Annotated in this window: 27 protein-coding genes; all 27 read right to left on the bottom strand. The window is 39.8% G+C overall.

Annotation, left to right across the window (positions count from 1 at the left end; all coding sequences use genetic code 11):
- Positions 1 to 11: 11 nt before the first annotated feature.
- The 27 genes from xerC to fabD all read right to left on the bottom strand — a co-directional run bounded on the left by xerC (position 12) and on the right by fabD (position 26,362).
- Positions 12 to 911 carry a tyrosine recombinase XerC gene (gene xerC / locus F7984_RS06770; RefSeq protein ID WP_140461264.1) on the bottom strand — a complete coding sequence of 300 codons (900 nt, stop codon included), beginning with the start codon at positions 909 to 911 and terminating at the stop codon, positions 12 to 14.
- Between the two features lie 63 nt (positions 912 to 974).
- Complete coding sequence (gene trmFO, locus F7984_RS06765) at positions 975 to 2,279, bottom strand: FADH(2)-oxidizing methylenetetrahydrofolate--tRNA-(uracil(54)-C(5))-methyltransferase TrmFO (RefSeq protein ID WP_139891257.1); 1,305 nt, start codon at positions 2,277 to 2,279, stop codon at positions 975 to 977.
- 165 nt (positions 2,280 to 2,444) lie between these two features.
- The gene (gene topA, locus F7984_RS06760) at positions 2,445 to 4,520 is read right to left on the bottom strand and encodes a type I DNA topoisomerase (RefSeq protein WP_066100462.1); all 2,076 of its coding nucleotides are present in this window, start codon (positions 4,518 to 4,520) and stop codon (positions 2,445 to 2,447) included.
- A 269-nt stretch (positions 4,521 to 4,789) separates the two neighbouring features.
- Complete coding sequence (gene dprA / locus F7984_RS06755; protein WP_140461263.1) at positions 4,790 to 5,659, bottom strand: DNA-processing protein DprA; 870 nt, start codon at positions 5,657 to 5,659, stop codon at positions 4,790 to 4,792.
- A 75-nt stretch (positions 5,660 to 5,734) separates the two neighbouring features.
- Positions 5,735 to 6,637 carry a succinate--CoA ligase subunit alpha gene (sucD, locus tag F7984_RS06750; RefSeq protein ID WP_140461262.1) on the bottom strand — a complete coding sequence of 301 codons (903 nt, stop codon included), beginning with the start codon at positions 6,635 to 6,637 and terminating at the stop codon, positions 5,735 to 5,737.
- Between the two features lie 18 nt (positions 6,638 to 6,655).
- Complete coding sequence (sucC, locus tag F7984_RS06745; protein ID WP_139891259.1) at positions 6,656 to 7,816, bottom strand: ADP-forming succinate--CoA ligase subunit beta; 1,161 nt, start codon at positions 7,814 to 7,816, stop codon at positions 6,656 to 6,658.
- Between the two features lie 3 nt (positions 7,817 to 7,819).
- Positions 7,820 to 8,029 (bottom strand): hypothetical protein, encoded by a 210-nt coding sequence (locus tag F7984_RS18940; RefSeq protein ID WP_066100476.1) that lies wholly within the window; start codon positions 8,027 to 8,029, stop codon positions 7,820 to 7,822.
- 127 nt (positions 8,030 to 8,156) lie between these two features.
- Positions 8,157 to 8,447 carry a hypothetical protein gene (locus tag F7984_RS06740; RefSeq protein WP_066100479.1) on the bottom strand — a complete coding sequence of 97 codons (291 nt, stop codon included), beginning with the start codon at positions 8,445 to 8,447 and terminating at the stop codon, positions 8,157 to 8,159.
- 105 nt (positions 8,448 to 8,552) lie between these two features.
- Entirely contained in the window at positions 8,553 to 8,822 is a 270-nt protein-coding gene (locus tag F7984_RS06735) for an EscU/YscU/HrcU family type III secretion system export apparatus switch protein (protein ID WP_139891260.1), read from the bottom strand.
- The gene (locus tag F7984_RS06730; RefSeq protein ID WP_140461261.1) at positions 8,819 to 10,297 is read right to left on the bottom strand and encodes a hypothetical protein; all 1,479 of its coding nucleotides are present in this window, start codon (positions 10,295 to 10,297) and stop codon (positions 8,819 to 8,821) included. Before F7984_RS06730 ends, F7984_RS06735 begins: the two co-directional genes overlap by 4 nt.
- Positions 10,298 to 10,315: 18 nt before the next feature.
- Positions 10,316 to 11,086: a ribonuclease HII gene (locus tag F7984_RS06725; protein ID WP_066100499.1), complete on the bottom strand. Its 771-nt coding sequence runs from the start codon at positions 11,084 to 11,086 to the stop codon at positions 10,316 to 10,318.
- An 81-nt stretch (positions 11,087 to 11,167) separates the two neighbouring features.
- Positions 11,168 to 12,031 carry a ribosome biogenesis GTPase YlqF gene (ylqF, locus tag F7984_RS06720; RefSeq protein WP_066100502.1) on the bottom strand — a complete coding sequence of 288 codons (864 nt, stop codon included), beginning with the start codon at positions 12,029 to 12,031 and terminating at the stop codon, positions 11,168 to 11,170.
- A 19-nt stretch (positions 12,032 to 12,050) separates the two neighbouring features.
- Positions 12,051 to 12,608, bottom strand: a complete 558-nt coding sequence (lepB, locus tag F7984_RS06715) for a signal peptidase I (protein WP_066100505.1) — start codon at positions 12,606 to 12,608, stop codon at positions 12,051 to 12,053.
- Positions 12,609 to 12,748: 140 nt separating this feature from the next.
- On the bottom strand, positions 12,749 to 13,093 hold the full coding sequence (gene rplS, locus F7984_RS06710) for a 50S ribosomal protein L19 (RefSeq protein ID WP_066100509.1): 345 nt from the start codon (positions 13,091 to 13,093) through the stop codon (positions 12,749 to 12,751).
- A 135-nt stretch (positions 13,094 to 13,228) separates the two neighbouring features.
- Positions 13,229 to 13,969, bottom strand: a complete 741-nt coding sequence (trmD, locus tag F7984_RS06705) for a tRNA (guanosine(37)-N1)-methyltransferase TrmD (RefSeq protein ID WP_140461260.1) — start codon at positions 13,967 to 13,969, stop codon at positions 13,229 to 13,231.
- Positions 13,969 to 14,487 carry a ribosome maturation factor RimM gene (gene rimM / locus F7984_RS06700; RefSeq protein WP_139891559.1) on the bottom strand — a complete coding sequence of 173 codons (519 nt, stop codon included), beginning with the start codon at positions 14,485 to 14,487 and terminating at the stop codon, positions 13,969 to 13,971. Before rimM ends, trmD begins: the two co-directional genes overlap by 1 nt.
- 16 nt (positions 14,488 to 14,503) lie before the next feature.
- A complete protein-coding gene (locus F7984_RS06695; RefSeq protein WP_066102285.1) occupies positions 14,504 to 14,890 on the bottom strand; it encodes a YlqD family protein in 387 nt (128 codons plus the stop codon).
- 1,292 nt (positions 14,891 to 16,182) lie between these two features.
- Positions 16,183 to 16,413, bottom strand: a complete 231-nt coding sequence (locus F7984_RS06690) for a KH domain-containing protein (RefSeq protein WP_066100515.1) — start codon at positions 16,411 to 16,413, stop codon at positions 16,183 to 16,185.
- Positions 16,414 to 16,427: 14 nt separating this feature from the next.
- Positions 16,428 to 16,700 (bottom strand): 30S ribosomal protein S16, encoded by a 273-nt coding sequence (gene rpsP, locus F7984_RS06685; protein WP_066100518.1) that lies wholly within the window; start codon positions 16,698 to 16,700, stop codon positions 16,428 to 16,430.
- 95 nt (positions 16,701 to 16,795) lie between these two features.
- Positions 16,796 to 18,142 carry a signal recognition particle protein gene (gene ffh / locus F7984_RS06680; RefSeq protein ID WP_139891263.1) on the bottom strand — a complete coding sequence of 449 codons (1,347 nt, stop codon included), beginning with the start codon at positions 18,140 to 18,142 and terminating at the stop codon, positions 16,796 to 16,798.
- 11 nt (positions 18,143 to 18,153) lie between these two features.
- On the bottom strand, positions 18,154 to 18,492 hold the full coding sequence (locus F7984_RS06675; protein WP_066100523.1) for a putative DNA-binding protein: 339 nt from the start codon (positions 18,490 to 18,492) through the stop codon (positions 18,154 to 18,156).
- Between the two features lie 354 nt (positions 18,493 to 18,846).
- Positions 18,847 to 19,836 (bottom strand): signal recognition particle-docking protein FtsY, encoded by a 990-nt coding sequence (gene ftsY / locus F7984_RS06670; protein WP_139891264.1) that lies wholly within the window; start codon positions 19,834 to 19,836, stop codon positions 18,847 to 18,849.
- A 13-nt stretch (positions 19,837 to 19,849) separates the two neighbouring features.
- On the bottom strand, positions 19,850 to 23,419 hold the full coding sequence (smc, locus tag F7984_RS06665) for a chromosome segregation protein SMC (protein WP_140461659.1): 3,570 nt from the start codon (positions 23,417 to 23,419) through the stop codon (positions 19,850 to 19,852).
- A gap of 42 nt (positions 23,420 to 23,461) precedes the next feature.
- Complete coding sequence (rnc, locus tag F7984_RS06660; RefSeq protein WP_066100529.1) at positions 23,462 to 24,187, bottom strand: ribonuclease III; 726 nt, start codon at positions 24,185 to 24,187, stop codon at positions 23,462 to 23,464.
- Positions 24,188 to 24,356: 169 nt separating this feature from the next.
- A complete protein-coding gene (locus tag F7984_RS06655) occupies positions 24,357 to 24,590 on the bottom strand; it encodes an acyl carrier protein (RefSeq protein WP_066100531.1) in 234 nt (77 codons plus the stop codon).
- A 73-nt stretch (positions 24,591 to 24,663) separates the two neighbouring features.
- On the bottom strand, positions 24,664 to 25,410 hold the full coding sequence (gene fabG / locus F7984_RS06650) for a 3-oxoacyl-[acyl-carrier-protein] reductase (RefSeq protein WP_066100536.1): 747 nt from the start codon (positions 25,408 to 25,410) through the stop codon (positions 24,664 to 24,666).
- The gene (fabD, locus tag F7984_RS06645) at positions 25,403 to 26,362 is read right to left on the bottom strand and encodes an ACP S-malonyltransferase (RefSeq protein ID WP_066100539.1); all 960 of its coding nucleotides are present in this window, start codon (positions 26,360 to 26,362) and stop codon (positions 25,403 to 25,405) included. Before fabD ends, fabG begins: the two co-directional genes overlap by 8 nt.
- Positions 26,363 to 26,377 lie beyond the last annotated feature (15 nt).

The following is a 26,377-nucleotide window of genomic DNA, read 5'->3' as shown; positions in this document are numbered from 1 at the left end:
GGCAAATATCTTTAAGCTCTCGGATGGCTGTTTCTATAAACCTCTCTTAGTCTTTCCTTACTGACATGCGTATAAACCTGCGTCGCCTGTATGGAGGAATGACCGAGAAGTTCCTGTACAGAGCGTATATCCGCACCGCTATTTAATAGGTGTGTTGCAAAACTATGCCGCAGCATATGTGGATATAGATGTTTATTAACGGAAGCTTTATCTATAATATTCGTTAAAATATACCGAACACCCCTTGGAGTTAAAGGGTTACCTCTTTGGTTAACAAACAGAAACGCGTGCTGTTGTGAAGATTTTTGTATTAATTCATTTCTGGGTCCTTCAATATATTCCTGCAATGCTTTTTTAGCATGTTCGCCAAAAGGAATATAACGATCCTTCTTCCCCTTCCCATGAGCAAGAACAGTCATAAGAGAAAAATCCAAATCGCCCAGTTCCACACTGCAACATTCACTTACCCTCATACCTGTTGCATACAAAAGTTCTAAAATAGCCAAGTCCCGCTTTCCTATAGTAGAAGTATGATCGATAGCTGAAAATATCGCTTCCATCTCTTCTTCATACATAAACCTAGGCAGCCTCTGTTCCTTTTTTGGCAATGAAAGCATTGCAAATGGATTTTCATCCACCATATTTTCCCTCATGAGAAACTTATAAAACGATCGTAAGCAAGATATTTTTCTGCTGATACTTCTTTTAGACAAATTACGTTCAGTGAGATTCGTAACATATAATCGAGCATCGGGATATGTGACTGTTTTCAAACTGGAAATAACTTGTTCACTCATGAACAAGAAAAATTCCTCTATATCCTGTTTGTAATATGCAATAGTATATTTTGAATAGTTTTTTTCGATTTGTAAATACTTTATATAAAATTCTAAAGAAGTTCCATTATTCAAAAAAGTCACTCCTTATCAAGGGCTACTAAATACTAACATATAATAGTAACCCTTGCAATTATTTTACAAACTATTCAAAAAGTTCCGAATTGTTTGTAAAGCACGTTCAGCGTGAGCTTCAGCTCGTTCTTGTTTGGATTTAATTTTCCTTCCTAAATCCGGGAATAAGCCAAAATTAGCATTCATAGGTTGGAAGTTTTTGGAATTAGTTGAGGTGATATAGTGAGCCATGCTTCCCATTGCTGTTTCCTGAGGGAAGGTTAATGGTTCCTGTCCTGAAGCCATCCGAGCTGCATTAATACCTGCAATTAAGCCTGACGCTGCCGATTCTACATATCCCTCTACACCTGTCATTTGACCTGCGAAGAATAAATTAGGCTTTTCTTTTAGCTGATATGTAGCTTCCAGCACTTTAGGCGAATTGATAAAGGTATTTCTGTGCATAACACCATATCTTACAATTTCAGCATTTTCCAGACCTGGAATTAATCTAATCACTTCTTTTTGCGGGCCCCATTTTAAATGAGTTTGGAAGCCAACAATATTATACAATGTTCCAGCTGCATCATCCTGACGAAGCTGCACAACTGCATACGGTCGTTTTCCCGTTTTAGGATCTTCTAGGCCAACCGGCTTCATCGGGCCAAACAGCATGGTTTTCTTTCCTCGCTTTGCCATCACTTCAATAGGCATGCATCCTTCAAAGAAAATTTCCTTTTCAAACTCTTTTAACGGAACAGTTTCTGCTTCAATTAGCGCGTCATAAAAAGTATTAAATTCCTCTTCAGTCATTGGGCAATTTAAATAAGCTGCTTCCCCTTTATCATAGCGTGATTTCAAATAAACTTTGTCTAAATCAATACTGTCTTTTTCAATAATCGGTGCAGCCGCATCATAAAAATAAAAATAGTCCTCTCCTGTTAATTGGCTGATTTCACGTGATAATAATTCACTGGTAAGAGGCCCCGTCGCAATAATCGTTATCTCATCTTTTGGTATTTCCGTTAATTCCTCATTATGAATCGTTACATTTGGATGATTTCTTAATGTTTCTGTTACTCTGCCTGCAAACTCATGGCGGTCAACAGCCAGTGCTCCTCCAGCCGGTACAGAACAGTGATCTGCAGAATCAATAATAAGTGAGTTTAATTGACGCATTTCCTCTTTCAATACTCCAACCGCATTGGTTAAAGTATTTGCTCGCAAAGAATTGCTGCAAACCAATTCAGCGAACTTATCTGTATGATGTGCCGGAGTTTGTTTCACAGGTCTCATCTCATATAAATCAACCTGTATGCCTCTCTCGGCCAATTGCCAGGCCGCTTCGCTGCCAGCTAATCCGGCACCTACTACTATTACTCTTTGCATTATGTATACCCTCCAGCTATATTTATTACGTAAATCGTTATATCATGTAACACATTTAAAAACAATATGTTTTATAAGTCATACGTATCTGTTATTAAAAAGTTTCAGGATATTTCACGTATTTTATTGAGATTTAAGAAGGAAGAGCCTCAGCTCTTCCTTCCTTTAACTTTGTGGTTCTTCCTTATAATTGCAATCAAGACATGTAACTTGAATGCCTTTTTTAAGTTTTTTCTCAACTAACGGTCCTTGACATTTTGGACAAGGTCGCTGTATTGGCTTATCCCAAGAAATGAATTCACAGGCCGGGTAACGATCACAGCCATAAAAGATGCGGCGTTTTTTGCTTTTTCGTTCAACGATATTGCCTTCATGACATTTAGGACATTTCACACCGATTTCTTTGACAATCGGCTTGGTATTCCGGCAATCCGGGAAATTACTGCATGCAGCAAATTTTCCGTAACGTCCCATTTTATACACCATCGCCGATCCACATTCCTCACACGATTCGCCTGTTGGTTCATCCTTTATTTCGATTTCTTTCATCTCTTCTTCAGCCTTGGCTAAATCCTTTTCGAACTCTTTGTAGAAATGATCGATAATATTAACCCATTCAACTTCACCATCTTCTACATTATCCAGTTCGTTTTCCATTTTAGCTGTGAATTCTACGTCCAGGATGTCAGGGAAGAATTCACTCATAACTTCAATAATAATCTCGCCAAGCTCTGTCGGAACAAAGCGCTTATTATCTAGAGCTACATAGCCTCTCTTTTGGATAGTGTCAAGTGTTGGCGCATAGGTTGATGGTCTGCCAATGCCTAATTCCTCAAGGGTTTTAACCAGCCTTGCTTCTGTATAACGAGGAGGCGGCTGAGTAAAATGTTGATTTGACTCGATGTCCTTCGAAAATACAACATCCCCTTCTTTCAGATCTGGCAGTAAATTTTCCTTTTCTTCATTATTATCATCATTGCCTTCAATATATACTTTCATAAAACCGGCAAATTTTACTTTTGACCCATTTGCTCTGAATACGACATCACCGTTTTTTAAATCTACGGCCATCGTGTCCATAATGGCAGGCGCCATCTGGCTGGCAACAAATCGTTCCCATATTAATTTATATAAGCGGTATTGGTCCCTGGAGAGATATTGCTTCATCATAGAAGGTTCCCTGATCACCCCGGTCGGCCTTACTGCCTCATGGGCATCCTGTGCTCCAGATGTTTGCTTATCCTTCCTTTGGGTCTTTGGTAAGTACTCTTCCCCAAACTGAGATGTAATCCATCCGCTTGCTTCTTTTTGAGCAGTTTCTGAAATCCTGGTAGAGTCCGTTCTCATATACGTAATAAGACCCACAGTTCCTTCTTTGCCAATCTCAATACCTTCATACAGTTGCTGAGCAATCATCATGGTTTTCTTTGCTCTGAAATTAAGTTTACGAGCTGCTTCCTGTTGCAGGGATGATGTTGTAAACGGAGGAGCTGGATTACGTTTTCGCTCCTTCTTCGTTACCGATTGTACTAAGAATTCGTTTCCATTTAATTTTGAAAGTATATTATTTACATCGTCTTTGGATTGCAACGGAACTTTCTTGCCATTCAAAGATTGAAAGTTAGCTTCAAAATCCTTCTTGCCTTTCAGAAACGATCCATTAATGGACCAATACTCTTCCGGTTCAAATGCCGCTATTTCTTTTTCACGATCGATAATTAGACGTACAGCAACGGATTGAACACGTCCGGCACTTAGGCCTTTTTTTATTTTTTTCCATAGAATTGGGCTTATGCTGTATCCCACAATACGGTCTAATACTCTTCTCGCTTGCTGTGCATCTACCAGATTCATTTTAATAGGCCTAGGATGTTTAAATGACTCTTTAATTGCGTCTTTTGTTATTTCATTAAATACGACACGGCAATCAGAGCTTACATCCACACCGAGACTATGAGCTAAATGCCACGCGATTGCTTCCCCTTCTCTGTCGGGGTCAGCCGCGAGATAGACTTTCTTAGCTTTTTTTGCGGCTGTCTTTAAATCTTTTAGTACATCACCTTTACCGCGAATGGTGATATATTTCAATTGATAATTGTGTTCAAAATCTACACCCATCTGGCTCTTCGGTAAATCACGTACATGGCCCATGGATGCTTTCACTTTATATTTTTTTCCTAAATATTTTTCAATGGTTTTCGCTTTAGCAGGCGATTCCACTATAACTAAATAATCCGCCATTTCTTTCCTCCTTAAGAGGGTATCATTCTCTATATTCATGCATGTATGATTATGAAGGTTTAGATTTACTTCTGTCAATGGTATGTTCTAATGATTTTTTTACTATTAACAACAATCAATATAATCTGAATAATTACCCTGACCAAAAAACCTTGTCTGAAGCACAATGTATAACAGAAATTATAATTTTGCAACTTAAATAGTTTTAAAATAGCCTAACTAACAAAATGGTAATCTTCATCCATCATGTCCCGAAGCTCTGTTTAATGTCACCACTCATAGAGAATGTCATTCGCATGATTGATTAATTTGGCACCCTCTTTAATCAGTTCATGCGGACCTGCAGACAGTTCAGAAAACACACTTCCCGGTACCGCATAGATATCTTTACCCTGTTCTAATCCATGCTGGATTGTGATAAATGTCCCACTTCTTTGTTTTCCCTCTACCACTAGTATCGCCCGTGATAAACCACTAATAATTCTGTTTCTCATAGGAAAATGCCAGGGTTCCGGTTTCATGATGGGTGGATATTCAGACAATACTACACCATTTTTCATAATTAATTCAGCAAGTGCTGTATTTTCCTTTGGGTAAATATTAAAAAGCCCACCACCAATAACAGCTATAACCTTTCCACCGCTTTGGAGAGCTTTAATTTGTGCATGTGAATCGATCCCTCTTGCTAATCCACTTGCAATACATACATCCGCCTTAACTAAATCGGGAATTAGATAGTTAACCATCTTTTTTCCGTATTCAGTAGGGGCACGGCTACCTATTATGGCTAATATCCTTGAATTATGCAAGAGTTCAAGATTTCCTTTGCAATATAAAATCCATGGATGTTGATAAATAACAGAAAGTTGTCCGGGATATAGGTCATCGAGGAATGTTATACAACGGATGTGGTTTTTCTCATATATAGAAGGCATTTTTTGAAGATCTTCATTGTGGAGGTCTTTCATGAATAAGGAGATTTTTGACGAGGGTAACTCCAATGTTTCCACCCAATAACGGTAGGGCTGATCATACATCTTCTGAAGGTTCGGATCATCTTTCAATATGCGAAATTTAGCTTTCCAACTCATACCCCGACAATGATCCAGGTGCACAAGCCTATTCTTCCATTCATCCATAACAGCTTCACCTCTTAATATTTAATATATAAAGACGCTCCCCTTAAAAAGGATAAGGGGAGGCTTGTCTTATTATTAATGCGTTTTACATTTATCGTATAGCCCTTTTTCTTTTAATACGCTTAGCATCGTTTCACCCATTACAGCCGGAGTTTCCGCCACTTTTATACCGCATTCATTCAACACACGAATTTTCTCATCGGCTGTTCCTTTTCCACCGGAAATAATGGCGCCTGCATGGCCCATTCGTTTCCCTGGAGGAGCAGTACGGCCTCCGATAAATCCGGTAACCGGTTTTGTCATATTTTCTTTCACCCATTGGGCTGCTTCTTCTTCCGCTGTACCACCTATTTCACCGATCATAATCACCGCATACGTTTCAGGATCTTCATTAAAAGCTTTTAAAACGTCGATGAAATCAGTTCCATTGACAGGGTCGCCACCAATACCAACTGCTGATGACTGTCCAAAGCCCGCCTGAGTTAATTGATGCACCGCTTCATAGGTTAATGTACCCGAGCGAGAAACAACGCCAATATGCCCTTTTCTGTGGATATAACCAGGCATGATCCCTACCTTACATTCTTCAGGAGTAATAACGCCCGGACAGTTCGGCCCGATTAGACGTGTTTTCTTCCCTTCCATATAACGTTTTACTTTTACCATGTCCAATACAGGGATATGCTCTGTAATACAGATGACGAGATCAAGCTCTGCATCAACTGCTTCAAGAATGGAATCTGCAGCAAAAGGAGCTGGTACATAGATAACTGATACATTGGCACCTGTTGCTTCTTTTGCTTCAATTACGGTATTGAAGACAGGAACACCTTCAGCCTCAGCGCCGCCTTTACCAGGTGTTACACCGCCCACAATATTCGTGCCGTATTTTAACATTTGCTTCGTATGAAAACGGGCTGTAGATCCTGTAATACCTTGTACAATCACTTTTGAATCTTTATTAACAAATACGCTCATTTCATATATCCTCCAGTCTTAGCCTATTAACGAAACGATTTTTTGTGCACCATCAGCCATTGATTCTGCAGCTGTGACATTAATACCGGATTCCTCTAATATCTTTTTACCAAGGTCTACATTCGTACCTTCTAGGCGTACGACCAGCGGTACCTGTAAGCTAACCTGTTTAGCTGCTTCAACAACACCCTCAGCAATAACATCACATTTCATTATGCCGCCAAATATATTTACAAAAATCCCCTTAACATGGCTGTCTGAAAGGATAATCTTAAATGCTTCCGTAACTTTTTCAGCCGTTGCACTGCCCCCAACATCCAGGAAGTTGGCAGGAGTGCCACCATAGTGATTAATAATATCCATTGTTGACATCGCAAGTCCTGCTCCATTAACCATACAGCCGATATTGCCATCAAGAGATATATAGCTTAGGTCGTATTTGGAAGCTTCGATTTCTTTTGGGTCTTCTTCCTCAAGATCTCGATAAGCGACAATATCCTTGTGGCGATAAAGCGCATTTTCGTCAAAATTCAACTTAGCATCCAAAGCCATCACTTCTCCGTCGCCTGTAACGACCAAAGGATTGATTTCAGCAATAGAACAGTCTTTTTCAATAAATGCCGTGTAAAGACTAGTCATAAATTTAGCTGCTTTGTTGATTAATTCATTTGGTATATTAATATTAAAAGCTATTCTTCTAGCTTGGAATGGTGTTAATCCGATTACAGGATCAATAACTTCCTTGAAGATTTTTTCCGGTGTTTTTTCAGCAACTTCTTCTATTTCTGTTCCGCCCTCTTCAGAAGCCATTAACACAACTCTTGAAGTTGCTCTATCAAGAACAAGCCCAACATAATATTCTTTCTTGATGTCACAGCCTTCTTCAATAAGTAAGCGTTTTACTTCTTTACCATCCGGACCCGTTTGATGCGTTACCAATACTTTGCCGAGTATTTCACCAGCATATGTACGAACCTCATCCAGCGATTTGGCAACCTTGACACCGCCAGCTTTCCCTCTTCCACCCGCATGGATTTGAGCTTTCACAACAGTAACCGCAGTTCCAAGTTCACTTGCTGCGTTAACTGCTTCCTCAACAGAAAAAGCGACTTTTCCATTTGGAACATTTACCCCGTATTGTCTGAGGATCTCTTTACCTTGATACTCATGGATATTCATTTCTTATCCTCCCATCAAAACTTTCAGACTATAAAAAATATATTGCGTTTTCATTGTATTAAAACTAGTATTCAAAGTCCAATAATTTAAAGCGATTTCACCAAATATCGGTAATTTTTTTACACTTATTACATAAAATGATAAAGAAAGCATACTAAAAGAAAGGCTGAAATCATCATTTTCAGCCTTCAAAAAAGATATATATTTTGGCATTCCGTAGAAAACTTCTTCGGATAAGTTACTATAGTAATAGAAGATAATTCTATCCACTACTCCCTCAAAATCTCACAACTTTTCTTTTTAGCTTTTCGCTTCATCCCAACTTCAGGAGCTATATCCATTAGGTTTGTTTTCGATACAATTTAACAAGCGAAACGATGATGGCAATCAAAAAGACGGCGATACTATTCCACAGCAAAATAGCTGCTATGTTAAATCCGTAAAAGAACGCAAATCCATCTTCTATCAGCCAGACGGCTAACATTCCAGCGACTAAACCAAACACACCGGCCAATAATAAAGTGACTAATGCAGCTAGATACAAATTGCGCTTTTTATTAAAAACAAAGAACGCAATTAAATTCGCTGCCAGAATGAAAATAATCATTAGAAACAGAAAAAAATCGATCACGCCCACTCCTTATTTACCCATATTTTTCAAACTAAAAGACCTGTCCACAATACACAGGTATTCTATGGCGAAATTCTCTATCTCTTAGGAAACCCTTTCTATAAATTATTTACTAGTTTTATGGTCAACCTTATATATAAAGGCAAAAACCTCTGCAACTGCCTGATAAAGTTCCTCAGGAATCGATTGATTAATCTCAAGCTGTGATAGTAATTCTGTAAGACTAGGATCCTTTCGGACAGGAATCTCATGTTTTACAGCTTCCTTTAAGATATGATCAGCTACAATACCTTTTCCCTTAGCTATTAATTTTGGGGAGACATCCTGATTTTCCTCATATTTTAAAACAGAGGCAGATTTTCTGCTTTTTTTCATATTTTATAATCAACCCCGGTATACCCAAAAGAGGGATAATATGATTTACTTATTTCAGAACTTACAGACTTCTCCTGCGAAAAATCAGCAATTTTTACAGTTGATAGAATATACCCCTTCTCCTCTAAATTTTCCTTCAGTATGGTCACCAGGGAACTGGCAGCAATATTTGCCTCCTTTTTCTCCCCAATCCATATCTTTAAACTAATGATCCGGTTTTGGATATTCATATCAATAACGGTTTCTTTTAAGTGGGCTAGCTCTAAATAAAATACAATTCGGCAATATGCTGGATCAATTGTCCCATCTTCTCGTTTTCGACCAGTCCATTGCAATGTCAAATCACCTTTAACCGAAGTTAAGGGAACTGGAATCTGCATAAATACATTCTGCAGTGGTCCGGTTTCCTGGGATAATAATTGAAACGCGGCTAACCTTGTCAGAATGGCTTCAGCCTGTTTTTTTAGTTGGATGGGTGTTTTTTCGGCCGTCAATTGTATCAATGTATCCTTTACTATACTTGTCTCAGGCTGTTTTGATTGATCCTTAATTCCTAGTGATTGCATGATGGAGTTCATCGCTTTATATAAGGTGTTATTCTTATCAAGATGACTAAACAGATCACTTTTCAAAATTTTTTCCTGAACCTTTTGCCATTCTTCTGCTGTTAGTTCAGGGGGACGTGTGCTATTTCCACTAAATACCTTTTCTATCCATTCCTGTAATCTATTATGACTAGAATTCGATAAAATTACCTCTCCTTCCTTAAGGATCAGCCCAGCCTTTTGAAAAATTTCCATATTCTCGTCCATAAGAGACATAGCTATCCCTTGAAAGGCTTCCCTCTTACCTGTCTGAAGAAATTCCTCTAATCTATTTATTATATGAGCATATTTACCTAGATTGTCGGAAGTCTTAAGATATTTTGTCAGGGAATCAAGCATACTAGTTAATGATTCTCCAGTTTTCAGTGATAAAAGAGCATCCAACACAGTTTTATGTATCGGAAGCTGGTTCATGTACGCTAATTTAATGGTTGGCATTCCTATTGATGGATCGCCTGTTGAATTCAGCCAGTTTAAAGCCCTGGTAAAGCTATCTTTCGTCACAGCCAGCTGGTTGGCAATCACCATTTCAGCCAGATTTCCCCCCGCCCTTGATGCCTTTATCTGGAATGCACTTAATAGTTGAGCGGGCAAATCGGGCTTTGATATTCCACTGCCAAAAGGCAATACCTTTAATTGCATCAAACCATTTTCTATTTGCCTGACCTGAAATAATTGGCGCACATGCGCTTCCACTGATACATCCAATTTCGCTATCATTTTTGTTCCATTTACGAGAACTTCCGCCATATTATGAGGATAAAATTTCGTGATTTTTCCAGCAAATATTTGGCCATCTCTGAAGCCTGTTGATACCTTGCTATAAGCCAGTTTATTGATCCATGAATCTATATTTATGACAGGCTGCAAAAAATCACACCTCTCTTATCAGTAATTATTCTTTAAAGGAGCAAATGTCATCCTGTGCCAATCAACCGGACCATACTTTTCGATAGCTTCTAAATGACTGCTCGTTCCATACCCCATATGCTTATCAAATCCATATTGTGGATAGATTTCTGCATATTCCTTCATAAGTCTGTCTCTCGTTTCTTTGGCAATGACTGAAGCAGCTGCAATAGAGATAGACTTGGCATCCCCTTTAATCAGCGACATCTGTGGTATAGGCAAATCTAACTTCATAGCATCTATCAATGCATATTCCGGGAATACTTTTAACTGATTCACTGCTGAAAGCATCGCCTTTTTGGCAGCTTCATAAATATTTATTTTGTCGATTTCCTCACTGTGTATAATGCCAACCCCAACCGCAAGCGCATTTTCCAGTATGTACTCGTAGTATTGCTCTCTTTTTGCAGCAGAGAGTTTCTTTGAGTCAGTAAGGCCGGCTAAATAAAAGTTTTCAGGCAAAATCACAGCCCCTGCTACTACAGGACCAGCAAGCGGCCCTCTGCCAGCTTCGTCTATGCCCACTATATATTGATATCCTTCATCCCTTAGTTGGTTCTCAAAAACCGATATGGAGTCGAAATGGCGTCTTTCCTCTACTTTCCTGGCAATTGCTCTTTCAAAGCCTGAGAGGGCAACCTGGACGCCTTTACGCTGATCCTTGCGGCATTCCTGAACAAACGGATCCTCGATGGTTTCTAGCTCTTTAAGCTTATTTTTTATTTCTGAAATGGTAAGTGAATTCGTCATTTCTGCTATCCTTCCTAATTAATATCGGTTTTGGCACACAAATGTAAAGACCCCCAAACAAGGGGGCCTTCTAGTTTTTTATTATATATCAGATTCCAATTCAAATGGAGATTCAAACGTTAATCTTCCAAATTTTTGTGTACGGATATCTCTTATAATCAATTCAGCAGTTTTATCATAATCCACTATGCCACCGCCAGCTAAACATCCTCGCAATTTCCCTACTTGGTCAAAGGCTTCCACAATTTCTTCTGGAATTTCCTCAAGCTTATACCCATCGAGCAAACGCGCTGGATATTCCCTCTCCAAAAATTTCAATCCATAGATTGCAATATCATGAAGATTTAAAATGGTATCCTTAATAGCTCCTGTTACAGCTAGTTTACAGCCGACTTCCTGATCCTCAAACTTCGGCCATAGGATACCAGGAGTGTCCAATAGTTCAAGCTCCTTACCAACTTTAATCCATTGCTGCGCTTTTGTCACACCTGGCATATTACCGGTTTTGGCAATATTTTTTCCAGCAAGCCTATTTATTAATGTAGACTTCCCAACATTGGGAATTCCGACAATCATGGCACGGATTGCACGTGGTTTTATTCCTCTAGATTTCATCTTTTCTATTTTTTCTTTAAGAACTTCTTGAGCTCCCGCCATAATACTTTTCAAGCCTGTCCCTTGATGTGCATTTACGGCTACGGCTTTAATTCCCTTAGCTTCGAAATAGGCTAACCATTGATTTGTTTTACTTTGATCTGCCATATCTGCCTTATTTAAAATCACCAGCCGCGGTTTATGCTGAATAATTTCATCAATCATAGGATTTCTAGATGATTGGGGAAGCCGAGCATCTACTAGCTCAAATATTATGTCTACCAGCTTTAATTTTTCTGTTACTTCACGCCGAGCTTTAGCCATATGCCCGGGAAACCATTGTATCGTCATACTTTCACCTTTTCAGTCATTAGTCAACAATTCTAAATTCTTTTAACGGCCAGTACACTAGACTGGTTTTGCCCAAAATCTCACTTTGCTTGATCGTTCCAATATGGCGGCTATCTTTCGAGTATCTTCGATTATCCCCCATCACAAACACTTCACCCTCGGGAACCGTTTCCTGGCCAATAATTTCTTCCAGTGTAAATGGTTCTGTCAAAGGTCCTTCAATCATTTGTTCCTTGGCTTCATCCAGGTAAGGCTCTTCATATGCCTTGCCATTAATATATAAAGTATCATCTTTATATTCTATTTTATCTCCAGGTAAGCCAATTACTCTTTTAATGTAATCTTTTTCTTCTGTAGCGTGAAATACCACTATATCAAATCGCTCAGGTTCACCGATTTTATAGGACATTTTATTGACTACCATTCTATTTTCATTATGAAGGGTTGGCATCATCGATAAACCATCAACCAATATAGGTGCAAATAGGAAATATCGGATGATTGCTGCCAATACTATTGCAATAACTAAAGCTTTAACCCACTCGAGGATTTCACTTTTCCCTTTAGACTTAGCCATATTCGTACACCGCCTATATCTTCTCTATATATGTATAAATATATACTTTTCACATAAAAAAGCAATAATTTGATGTTTAATGTGAAAAAGGAGCTTGTGTCAGCACAAGCTCCTTGTATCCACTCACGTTAAACACGTAATTATCGGATTTCTTTAATACGTGCTGCTTTACCGCGTAGGTTACGCAAGTAATAAAGCTTAGCACGACGTACTTTACCGCGACGGATAACTTCCAATTTAGCGATACGTGGTGTGTGCAATGGGAATGCACGTTCAACACCTACACCATAGGAAATTTTGCGGACTGTGAAAGTTTCACTGATTCCGCCTCCACGACGCTTGATTACTACGCCTTCGTATACCTGAATACGTTCACGAGTTCCCTCAACAACCTTAACGTGTACTCTTACAGTATCACCGGAACGGAAAGTAGGAAGATCAGTTCTTAATTGATCCTTCGTGATTTCTTCGATTAATTTATGCATCGTATTCAACTCCTTCCACCCAATGCTCTTGCCACCCCTTCTCGAGATAATGACAGCGGAACATTGTTATAAAAGCAAGGCTTTACAGCCTAACTCACAAAATGTATCTTATCATATAAAACACCTAAAGCGCAACTATCTATCTTCATTTTTTATTTCTTCGAGCCATTTTTTTTCTTCTTTGGTCAGATCATAATGATTCAATAAATCCGGACGCCTTTGCCAGGTTCTGCGCAAAGATTCTTTCTTTCTCCATTCCTCAATATATTTATGGTTTCCCGAAATGAGAACATCCGGGACCTTCATCCCGCGAAAATCAGCCGGACGCGTATAATGAGGGTGTTCCAAAAGACCTGAACTAAATGAATCCAGTACAGGTGAATCCTCATTCCCCAGCACCCCTGGCAATAGCCGCACTACACTATCGATGATCACCATTGCTCCAAGCTCTCCACCCGTTAATACGAAATCACCAATTGATATTTCGTCTGTTACCGCATGTTCGCGTATCCTTTCGTCATACCCTTCGTAATGCCCGCACACGAAAATAAGCTGATCTTCCTTTGCCAGTTCCTCTGCTTTAGCTTGGTTATAGCGTTTCCCCTGTGGACATAAAAGGATGACCCGAGGCTTTTTCTTCTGCTCTTTTGGAGTGATTTGCTCCAAGCAATCAAAAATCGGCTGAGGTTTCAGTACCATTCCTGCCCCACCGCCATATGGGTAATCATCAACAGATTGATGCTTGTTATCTGAATACTCCCGGAAATTATGGGTATGGTATTCAACTGCCTGTTTTTCAGCAGCCTTCTTAAGGATGGAGGATCCAAACACTCCGCTGAACATTTCAGGAAATAAGGTTAGGATATCGATTCTCATTAATCAAGCAGTCCTTCCATCGGATCAATCGAGATCATTTTTGCATCTACATCAATTTCTTTAACAACATCATCAATATAAGGAATCAATACTTCTTTACCGTTTTTCCCGCTGATGACCCATACATCATTTGCTCCAGGTGAAAGGATTTCTTTTACCACACCCAATTCGGCACCATCTGCTGTACGTACTGTGCATCCGATGATTTCATGGTAATAATATTCCCCTTCATCAAGGCTGCCCATTTGTTCCTCTGATATCTTTAATACGCCTTCTTTATAAGACTCCACTGATTCTATCGTGCCATGCCCTTCAAACGTCAATAAATAAAAGTTTTTGTGTTGTCTTGAAGATTGAACAGTGACTTCAACAGGCTCATTTGAGCTCTTTTTAAAGATATATAAAGTGCTCCCATTTTTATATCGTTCTTCCGGGAAATCAGTGCTTGAAATAACCCTGACCTCGCCTTTTATTCCGTGGGTATTAACAATTTTGCCAACTTTAAACCATTTTTGCATTTCTTTCTGTTCACCTCTATTTAAATTCATCAATGATTCCATCTTTAATAATGATGGTTTTAGTTTGTACAACTTCTTCCCAATTTTGCCCGACTTCAACATCAATTATTGCCTGAACTTCTCGTTCCTTTAATTCACTCCCATAGGGGAGAATATCAAGCTGTTGAATTTGAAAGTCCAGCAGCTTCACTTTTTCCTTACGCATATCGATTTCTTTCTCAAAATGCGTTTTTAAGCTTGCGGGTTGAAATTTCTTTGTTTTTTCCAGCTTCTTTAATTCAAAGCGCAATTGATCACATTCTTTATTCAAAACGCTTTTTTTATATTCAAACTGCTCCAACAGCTGTATTTTACTCTTCTCAGTTAATACCTGTTTCACTATAACATTTTGAAGTATTTTCATTATGGCACCTCTTTCATACATACCAATCCACCAATTGTATTACGGTACTGAAGAAATCCTGAAACTTATCAACTCATCATCATTATAGCTACTTTCAAATAACGGTACTATGTATGGATTATACACTTCACACTTTAACCAACCCAAAACCCTCATAATTCATAACTTAATACTATCCCGAACCACAATAAATGACAACCAAAAGCTGAGGCGACTGTTCAGACCCGACAAGCATAAGAGGAGGCACGTAGGGAGGCGTCCTTTCCTCCCGCAGTGGCTACACTTATGTCTCGAGGGTCTAGGAGCCGAAGCTAGATGACAACCAAAAGCTGAGACGGCTCGCCCAGAAGCGAGGAGCATAAGACAGGGGCTCGGAGGGGAGGTGCTCTCCCCTCCCGAAGAGACCATGCTTATGTCCTGAGCTTCTAGCCGTCGAAGCTGGATGACAACCAAAAGCTGAAGGGCCCATATTCAAGGAACGAAGACTAAATTCGCCACGTCCTGTGGCAACGTCTTCATGACCTACATCCTGTAGGCCCGCGAGGAGCATAAGACAGGGGTTCGGAGGGAGGCGCTCTCCCCTCCAGAAGAGACCATGCTTATGTCCTGAGCTTCTAGCCGTCGAAGCTAGATGACAACCAAAAGCTGAGACGGCTCGCCCAGAAGCGAGGAGCATAAGACAGGGGCTCGGAGGGGAGGTGCTCTCCCCTCCCGAAGAGACCATGCTTATGTCCTGAGCTTCTAGCCGTCGAAGCTGGATGACAACCAAAAGCTGAAGGGCCCATATTCAAGGAACGAAGACTAAATTCGCCACGTCCTGTGGCAACGTCTTCATGACCTACATCCTGTAGGCCCGCGAGGAGCATAAGACAGGGGTTCGGAGGGAGGCGCTCTCCCCTCCAGAAGAGACCATGCTTATGTCCTGAGCTTCTAGCCGTCGAAGCTAGATGACAACCAAAAGCTGAAAGAGCTCGCCCAGGAGTGAGGAGCATAAGACAGAGGCTCGGAAGGGGGGATAAGGTACAAAGACTAAGAACGCCACATCGTGTCGCAACGTCTTTGTGTCCAACATCCTGTTGCCCTCCTGTAGAGGCTATGCTTATGTCCCGAACTCCTAGCTCATGAAGCTGGATGACAACCAAAAGCTGAAGGGCCTAATTCAAGGAACGAAGACTAAAAACGCCACATCCTGTGGCAACATCTTCGTTACCTCATCTCCTTGCCCTCTTGCTCAGCCCTTAGTGAGTATGCATGAATATATAAGAAAAAGGAGGGATTGCTCCCTCCTTTTTTCAATCGCGTATTTCCAGATAGACTTTTTTGTCATTCTTGGATGCAGCAGTATACACTACTGTTCGAATAGCTTTAGCTACACGCCCCTGTTTGCCGATTACCTTCCCCATGTCTTTCTTATTGACCGACAGGGTAAAGACAATCTTATTGGCTTGTTCATCCATTGCTACGGTCACGTCATCCGGATGATCGACAAGAGGCTTTACGATTGTTTCAATCAATTCTATCATAACGGACCTTTATATTACTTGCTTTGCTTCGCGTTGTGGAATTTTTCCATGATGCCTTCTTTTGACAACAAGTTACGAACTGTGTCAGATGGTTTAGCACCATTTTGAAGCCATTGTAAAGTAAGTTCCTCGTCAATTTTCACTTCAGCTGGGTTTGCAACTGGGTTGTAAGTTCCAACTGTCTCAATGAAACGACCGTCACGAGGAGAACGAGAATCTGCTACTACAATACGATAGAAAGGAGTCTTTTTAGCTCCCATACGTTTTAAACGAATTTTTACTGCCATTTTATACTTGCACCTCCGAATAGTATCACACAAGATAGTATATTACCAAATCAATATACCCTTGTAAAGTGTTTTTTCTTAACACCCATATTTTTTTACATAAAAGGTAGCTTAAAGCCGCCTTTTTTCTTACCTTTTTGCTGCATGCCAGTCATTTGCTTCATCAACTTCTTCATGTCTTCAAATTGCTTTAGAAGTCGGTTTACTTCCTGAATCGGTCTTCCGCTTCCTTTAGCAATCCGTTTACGTCTGCTGGCATTAATAATTTCAGGCTGATCCTTCTCTTTCTTCGTCATTGATTGAATGATTGCCTCAACATGAGCAATTTGCTTATCATCAATGGAAAGATTGTTCATCCCTTTAATTTTGTTTGCACCTGGAAGCATTTTTAAAATGTCATCCAGCGGTCCCATTTTTTTGACCTGTGCTAGCTGTTCGAGGAAATCATCAAATGTGAAAGAGTTTGTACGCATCTTCTTCTCGAGTTCGCGTGCTTTCTCCTCATCAACATCAGTTTGGGCCTTCTCAATCAGCGTGAGAACATCGCCCATCCCTAGAATCCTTGAAGCCATTCGTTCCGGGTGGAATGGCTCTAATGCATCCATCTTTTCACCCATACCGACAAACTTAATCGGTTTTTCAGCTACTGAACGAATTGATAATGCTGCACCACCACGTGTATCTCCATCCAATTTGGTTAAAATAACACCGGTGATTTCGAGTTGGTCGTTAAAGCTTTTAGCTACAGTGACCGCATCCTGTCCTGTCATGGCATCTACAACTAAGAAAATCTCATCTGGTTTTACAGCTTCTTTAATTTCAGCCAATTCGCCCATCAGATTTTCATCAATATGCAAACGCCCTGCTGTATCGACTAAAACATAATCGCAATGCTCTTCTTTAGCTTTGGCAACCCCTTGCTTGGCAATTTCTACAGGACTCACTTGATCTCCCAAAGAAAAGACAGGCATAGAGAGCTGACCGCCTAAAGTTTCAAGCTGCTTAATTGCTGCGGGACGATAAATATCGGCTGCAACTAGCATTGGTTTACGATTATATTTCTTGCGGAGCAGATTAGCCAGTTTACCTGTGGTTGTTGTTTTACCGGCACCCTGTAAACCAACCATAAGGATAACAGTTGGAGGACGATTTGAAACAGCAATCTTGCTTTGTTCGCCACCCATTAATTCCGTCAATTCTTCCTTAACGACCTTGATTACCTGTTGACCAGGTGTCAAGCTCTTTAAAACTTCTTGACCAATAGCCCTTTCATTGACACGTTTGATAAAATCCTTAACTACTTTAAAGTTAACGTCTGCTTCAAGAAGTGCGAGCTTTACTTCTCTCATCATTTCTTTTACATCAGCTTCCGTCACTTTACCCTTGCCTCGGATTCTTTGCAAAGTGCCCTGCAGTCGGTCGGCTAAACCTTCAAATGCCATTATGCCGCCTCCTAATCTAACTTTTCAAGAGATGCTATAATCTCAATCAGTTGTTCTTTAACATCATTTTCATTCATCTGTTCTGTTAAACTTCCTAACTTATTGAGCAAAAGGCTGCGTTCCTGTGATTTATAAAACAGTAAAAGCTTAGCCTCGTATTCTTCAAGCATCGCTTCTGTTCGCTTAATATTATCATAAACGGCCTGGCGGCTCACCTCATATTCATCGGCAATTTCACCCAGGGAATAATCGTCCAGATAATAAAGAGACATATAACTTTTTTGCTTTGGTGTCAGCAATGATTGATAGAAGTCATATAGGTAATTCATCCGCATTGTTTTCTCGAGCATTACTGACCCTCCAACTCTGTTAAGTGAAATACCTTTACAATATACAAGTTTAATCGGAAAATCAAAGAATGTCAAGAACCCTTTCCTGAAGAGGCAAGGCTTGTATTACCAATGCTTTACTGTCATATTTCAGTTTTAAAAACACATGCAAAAGAGCGCAGTTTTTATTTAAAAAGATAGATTAATCCAAGGTGACACCAATGGTCAAATCTCTTCTATCCTTGCTCCTTTCGAACCAACTGCCTTTTCCCGAATGATTATCCCTGTCTAAAAATCCTCTAAAATTACGACATAGGCTCCGTAAAAGAGAAAAGAGCCCGTATAAACACTGGCTCTTCCCTTCAAAATAATTGTTTACTCTTCTGCTTCATCTACTAACTCGGCAAATAATCCATATACAAATTGTTCTGCATCGAATTCCTGTAAATCATCCATTTGCTCACCCAGGCCAGCGAATTTAACTGGAATGCCGAGCTCATTTCGAATGGCGATGACAATTCCGCCTTTCGCTGTTCCATCTAGCTTTGTTAATACAATCCCGGAAACATCAGTTGCTTCCTTAAATGTTTTGGTTTGAATTAACGCATTCTGTCCAGTGGTGGCATCGAGAACCAACAACACTTCATGCGGTGCACCCGGTACTTCCCGTTCAATAACCTTCTTAACCTTTTCAAGCTCTTTCATAAGGTTAACCTTATTTTGAAGTCTTCCCGCTGTGTCACATAGAAGGATATCCGCTTTACGTGATTTAGCAGCCTGTACAGCATCAAACATAACAGCAGCCGGATCTGAACCTGCTCCCTGCTTAATGACCTCTACACCAACCCGGTGGCCCCATACTTCTAATTGTTCAATCGCACCGGCACGGAAAGTATCTCCTGCTGCCAAAAGGACCTTTTTACCCTCACTCTTATATTTATGAGCAAGTTTTCCAATCGTTGTCGTTTTACCGACACCATTCACACCAACAAACAAGATAACTGTCAGTTGATCGTTCTGGATGTTTACAGCATTGGATTTCTCCTCACCAGCCTGATAAATTTCAACAAGCTTCTCAGAAATAACGCTTCGTACATCTTTTGTATCTTTTATATTGCGGCGTTTCACTTCAAATTTCAGCTTATCAATCAATTCCATTACGGTTTCAACACCGATATCCGCCTGAATCATGACATCTTCAAGCTCTTCAAAAAAGTCTTCATCCACTTCTCTGTAGCGGGCAACTAAATCATTGACCTTTTCGGAAAATGAATTTCTTGTTTTAGTCAATCCCTGTTTAAACTTTTCAGATGTACTAGTTGTTTGTTCACTAAATTTTTCTTTTAGCTTCTTAAAAAAACTCATGTATTTACCACCTTTAAGTTGATTCAATTAATTCCTTTGATTCCTCTAACCGGACAGAAACAAGCTTCGAAACTCCTGATTCCTGCATGGTAACACCATACAGGACGTCCGCTTCTTCCATTGTTCCCTTGCGGTGCGTGATTACGATAAATTGCGTTTCTTTACTAAATTGCTTTAAGTATTGGCTGAAACGGTACACGTTCGCTTCATCAAGCGCCGCTTCCACTTCATCCAATATACAAAACGGAACCGGTCTTACGCGTAAAATAGCGAACAAAAGAGCGATGGCTGTTAGCGCACGTTCCCCACCTGATAATAAACTGAGATTTTGCAGCTTTTTACCAGGAGGCTGCGCAATGATATCCACACCGGTATTTAGTATGTCCTCTGGATCTGTCAACTTGAGCTCTGCTCGACCTCCGCCAAACAGTGAAGGGAACACCAAATTGAATTCTTTCTTAATTGCATTGAAGGTAATCTCGAAACGGCGCTTCATTTCTTCATCCATTTCATCAATCACATCAAACAATGTATCTTTTGCTTCCTGCAAATCATCTCTTTGAGCTGTTAAAAATTCATATCGCTCTGAAACGCGATCATATTCTTCAATCGCTCCAATATTCACTGTACCAAGCTCTTCGATAGAAAGCTTAATTAATTTCACTTTCCGTTTTGCTTCTTCAGGTTCAACCGTAAGTGGATATTGTTCTTTAGCTGCCTCAAAGGTAAGTGCATATTCCTCCCGAAGCGTATCCAAACGGGTGTCCATTTCCACATCTAAACGATTGAGTTTAATCTCTTCATCTTTTAATGTTTCTGATAGTCCTCTATGCTGGCGTTTCCACTCTTTTAGTTCCATTTCATTTTCTTCAACAAGCTCTAATAGTTCCTGTCGCTTTGCTCGTGAAGCTTCAATTTCACGAACCGCTTGTTCCTTTTGTTCCAGCTTCTCTGCTGCAGTTTGTTCCAGATTAGTTTCACCTGTGGAGCTTGATGACATTTCACCATTTAACAGGGAAAGGTCTTCTTCATTATCACGAATGTTTTGTTTTACCTCATTTAATTCTGATGTCAACCGCTCTACTTCATTTTGCTGATGCTGAAGCTGTTCGGTTTTTGATGCTAATTGAATCTTTAATTCATTCAATTCCTCTACGAGGGAATCCTTGCTCGATTGATCCATCTGCTTTTGCTCGGTATACCTGCTAATATCAGCATCCATTTGTTTAATGGATTGTTCATAGGAGGAGAGACTGTTTACCAATTCCTTTATACGACTTTCTTTCATATGGCGTTCTTCATCAAGTGACGATTTTTCCATATCATAAATCGTTAATCGTTCATTGACATTGCGTTCTTCAAGCTGCAGCTCTCTTATTTGCCCTTTAATAGATTCTTCATTCAAACGAAGCGTTTCACCAGCTTCACGAAGACGGGTGACTTGTTTCTCAGAATCAGCCAAATCTGCTTTTATTTTCTTTACATGAGCTTCCAGCTTGGCTGTCTGCTCGTCCATTTGGGCGATTTTTTCAACAAGCTCCTCTTTTTCTCCCTTACGTGAAAGAATAGATGAACCCGACTGTCTGTTCGCTCCACCTGTCATTGCTCCACCTGGACTGACAATATCCCCTTCCAGGGTAACAATTCTATATCGATATCCTGTAAGCTTTGCGATTTCATTAGCTCCGACCAAATCCTGAACAATAAAAACATTTCCCAAAAGACTCGTCATGACTTCTTTATACTTCTCATCATACTGAACAAGATTAGAAGCAAGCCCAATAAAAGCGTGATGAGACCCAGCAGTCTGTAAAACCTGAGATGGGACAGACTTACCTTTTATTGTGGATAAAGGCAAGAACGTAGCTCTTCCAAGTCGATTGCGTTTTAAGAAAGCAATCGCTGTACGTGCATGATGTTCTTCTTCCACCACAATATTTTGCAGGGCTCCACCCAGAGCAGTCTCAATGGCAACCGCATAATCCTTCGGCACATTAAGTAATTCAGCAATAGCGCCTTCAATTCCATGTAAGTTTTTATTCTTTTCTTTAAGAATTTCTTTTACACCCTGGAAAAATCCGGAGTAATCCTCTTCCATTTCTTCAAGCATTTCTTTTCTTGATTTTGCTTTTTGCAAATATTGATATGCCTGATAAAGAGTTTTTTCCTGTTTTTCATATTGGGTTTTTAAATTTTCATGCGAATGCTGTAATTCACGATAACGATAAATTTGATTCTCTAGATCCTGCTGAACGGCATGGAGTCGGATTTCCGTTTCTTTCAAGCGAGCCGTCACCTGTTCCCTAGAAGACAATAATTTCCCATTATCAAAATTTAATTTTGCATGCTTACTTTGCTGTTGGCTTAATTGCTGTTCTAAATAGGTCAGCTCATGTTTCGCCGCAGCCTGTTGGTTTAACTGTTCAATATACTCACTTTTCAGAGCATCAATTTTAGCTTCCAGGTCTCCCGCAAAGTTACTAAGCAAATTTTGTTTTTCCTGTAATTTTTGTTTAAAGTTTTTCGTTTCTGCCTGAAGAAGATGCAATGTACCCACTTTTTCATCTCGGATACGTGAGACCTGAATCAATTTATCTCGCCAGTTTTGCAGACTTTTTTCAAGATGCTGCTTGTTTTGGCTTGCATTCTTCATTCTTTCAATTAAAACTTGTTTACGGCCTTCTACCTTTTCAAGTTCTTCACTGACAGATAACAAAGTAGACTGTAAAGACTGAATACGATTATCTAGCTCAGTCAACTGCAAGCGAGTCGCTTCTACTGCGGATTCCTTTTTCTGAATTAATAAACTGAATTCAGAATCCTTTATTTGATGCTCTTCAAGCTGCTTTGATAACGAAGTCCATTTTTCGTGAAGGACTTCAATTTCATATACAAGCAAGGCAGCTTCAAATTCCTCAAGTTCCTCTTTTTGCTGAAGATAATCGCGGGCAATGGATGCCTGTATCTTGAGTGGCTCCACCTGTCCCTCCAGTTCATGTAAAATATCATGAACACGGTTCAGGTTAGCCCTTGTTTCCTCAAGCTTAACCTCCGCTTTCTTCTTCCTTGTTTTATATTTTAATACACCAGCTGCTTCTTCAAATATAGTGCGGCGTTCCTCCGCTTTACTGCTTAAAATCTCTTCTACTTTCCCTTGGCTTATAATTGAAAAAGCTTCCTTCCCAAGTCCTGAATCCATGAATAAATCAACGATGTCTTTCAAACGACATGGTTTTTTATTAATGAAAAAGTCACTGTCACCAGAACGGGTCACCCTTCTTGTGACACTAACTTCATGGAAATCAATCGGAAGGAACTGACTTTCATTATTTAATGTAAGTGTAACCTCTGCAAAGTTAAGAGCCTTTCTGGAGTCACTTCCAGCAAAAATAATATCCTCCATTTTGGAGCCCCTCAACGATTTTGCAGATTGTTCACCCAACACCCAACGGATTGAATCTGTGATATTGCTTTTTCCGCTTCCATTCGGACCTACTACAGCAGTTACACCCGAAACAAATTCAACGGAAATGCGTTCAGCAAAAGATTTGAAACCTACTATATCCAATCGTTTCAAAAACAATTGTTTATCTTCTGACATGGTACCCAACTGCCTTTTAATCATTTATTTACTGCTTTTCTGCAAGTGCATCAATGCTTGCTGCGCAGCATGTTGTTCTGCTTCTTTTTTCGATTTGCCCTTACCTGCTCCAAATTCCTTCCCATTCAAGGATACTCTGGCGATAAATTCTCTGTTGTGTGCAGGACCTTTTTCATTAAGAATTTTGTATTCCAATGTACCAATTCCGTCTTTCTGAACCAATTCCTGTAACTGGCTCTTAAAATCCATCACATGAGAAAAAGCACCGTTATCTATTTTTGGATAGACTGATTTTTTGAGGAACTCAATTACGACATCTAACCCCTGGTCTAAATATAATGCCCCGATAAAAGCCTCAAAGACATCTGCCAGAAGAGCCGGACGTTCCCTTCCTCCAGTCATTTCTTCCCCTTTTCCAAGTAATATTAAAGGACCAAAGGAATATTCAGTGGCAAACTTAACAAGTGAAGGCTCACAAACGATAGCAGCTCTAAGCTTTGTTAATTCTCCTTCACTCATCGTATTGAATTTTTTGTATAAAAATTGTGATACAGTCAATTCCAATACCGCATCCCCCAAAAATTCCAATCGTTCGTTATCTTCATATGGCTTGCGACGATGCTCATTCACATAGGATGAATGTGTAAATGCTTGTTTTAATAAATTGATGTTTTCAAATGAAACACCAAGCCGATCCTGAAATGCGATAAAATCTGCATCATTGTTTATCTTTCTTTTACTCTTCTGCATATTGACCCCCTGCTAAATCTGACTAAAAAGTTTCTCACATTTTAGTATATATAAATCCAAAGAATTGGAAAAGGTACAAATTGATAACGAAATTCTTTGATATATACAGGCTTTTATTATAATAGCATGAAAAGCCCCGTATTTATACGGAGCTTTTCATAAGAACTAATTAGTTTTGGCTTTTTATGTAGTTCACAGCATCGCCAACTGTTGAAATTTTTTCAGCATCATCATCTGAAATTTCCATACCGAATTCATCTTCAAGTTCCATAACCAATTCCACAACATCAAGGGAATCAGCACCAAGATCATCTTTAAAAGAAGCTTCAAGTGTTACTTCGGATTCATCTACACCAAGGCGATCTACGATTATTTTAGATACTTTCTCTAATACGTCTGACACAACTTCACCTCCCTTCAAGATTGCATCTAGTATATTGTACAAGGGTTAATCGACATATTCAATCTTTGAGTTATTACATAACCATTCCGCCATCGACATGAATCGTTTGGCCAGTAATATATCCGGAATCTTCCGCAGCCAGGAAAACAGCTGTTTTAGCCACGTCTTCCGGCTTACCAAATCGGCCCAATGGTATTTGCTTCAACATTTGCTCTCCAACATTCTCCGTTAATGCATTGGTCATATCTGTTTCAATAAATCCAGGGGCAATCGCATTTACAGTAATCCCACGTGTTGCCAATTCTTTAGCCGATGTTTTGGTTAACCCTATGACTCCTGATTTAGCAGCTACATAATTGGCCTGACCGGCATTTCCGCTCACACCCACCACAGACGAAATATTAATAATCCGTCCCTGCCTTTGCTTCATCATTTGCCTGGATACAGCTTTTGTACAAAGGAAAACACCTTTTAAGTTTGTATTGATGACAGAATCCCAATCATCTTCCTTCATACGGATCAACAAATTGTCACGTGTGATTCCTGCATTATTTATCAAAATATCAATCTTGCCAAATTTTTCAGTTACAATTTTCACCATATCAGTAACAGACTCAGCATTTGTCACATCCCCCTGGATGGATATTGCTTCTCTGCCAATCTCCGTTATTTCTTTAACAACATTTTCAGCTTTTTCGCTGTTCCCGGCATAATTAACAGCAACTGAAGCCCCTTCTTTTGCCAGAGCAATAGCAATGGCACGACCGATTCCTCTAGATGCGCCCGTCACAAGCGCAATTTTCCCATCCAATTTACCCATTTGCTTTAACCTCCGCATCAAGTGAACTGACCACATTTTTACATGATTCAATATCTTTGACTGAGTATACTTTAACACCACGGTTGATTTTCTTAACTAGGCCTGAAAGAACAGTTCCAGGACCAAATTCGATAAAGGTTGTCACACCTTCATGAATCATATACTCAACAGATTGCTGCCATTTCACTGGAGAATACAGCTGTTTGACCAGACTGTCTTTTATTTCATTACCTGTTCCAGCTAGGGTTCCCGTATAGTTCGATATGATTGGATAATCAGGAGTCCTAATTTCTATTGTATTGAGTGTATCCGCAAGCTTACTCGCTGCGGGTTTCATCAACGAAGAGTGAAAAGGACCGCTGACTTCCAGGGGAAGCACTCTCTTTGCTCCTTTTTCCTTTGCAAGCTCTCCTGCCAATCTTACCCCATCCATTGTTCCAGAGATAATAATTTGGCCTGGGGAATTTAAGTTTGCTAATTGTACAGGTTCACCTTGATTCGTTATCGTTTTCGTTACTTCTTCTAGACTTGACTCATCCATACCAAGAATAGCACTCATCGTGCCTATCCCAGATGGAACAGCCTGCTCCATATATAAGCCTCGATTTCGTACGAGTTTTACCGCATCCTCGTATTGAATGGACCCAGCTGCAGCATAAGCCGTATATTCACCCAGGCTGTGGCCTGCCATATAATCAGGTTTTAAATCAGACATTTCACGAAATACGCTAAGAAGCGCTAAACTTGTAATTAACAGACTCGGCTGAGCATTGTATGTACGTGTCAATTTCTCTTGCGGTCCTTCGAAAATAAGCTTACTGAACTCTTCAGCCAAGCATTCATCTGCTTTTAAAAAGAGATTTTTCACATTTTGATAATTGTCGTAAGCATCTTTTCCCATACCTACAGTTTGTGAGCCCTGACCCGGAAAAATAAAAGCAAATTTAGTCATCATATCCCCCTTACT

It is taken from the genome of Pradoshia sp. D12 (assembly GCF_008935075.1).
In the GTDB taxonomy this organism is placed as follows: Bacteria; Bacillota; Bacilli; order Bacillales; family Pradoshiaceae; genus Pradoshia.
The sequence above is the reverse complement of the archived record's forward strand: the minus strand, read 5'-3'. Positions and strand labels throughout refer to the sequence as shown.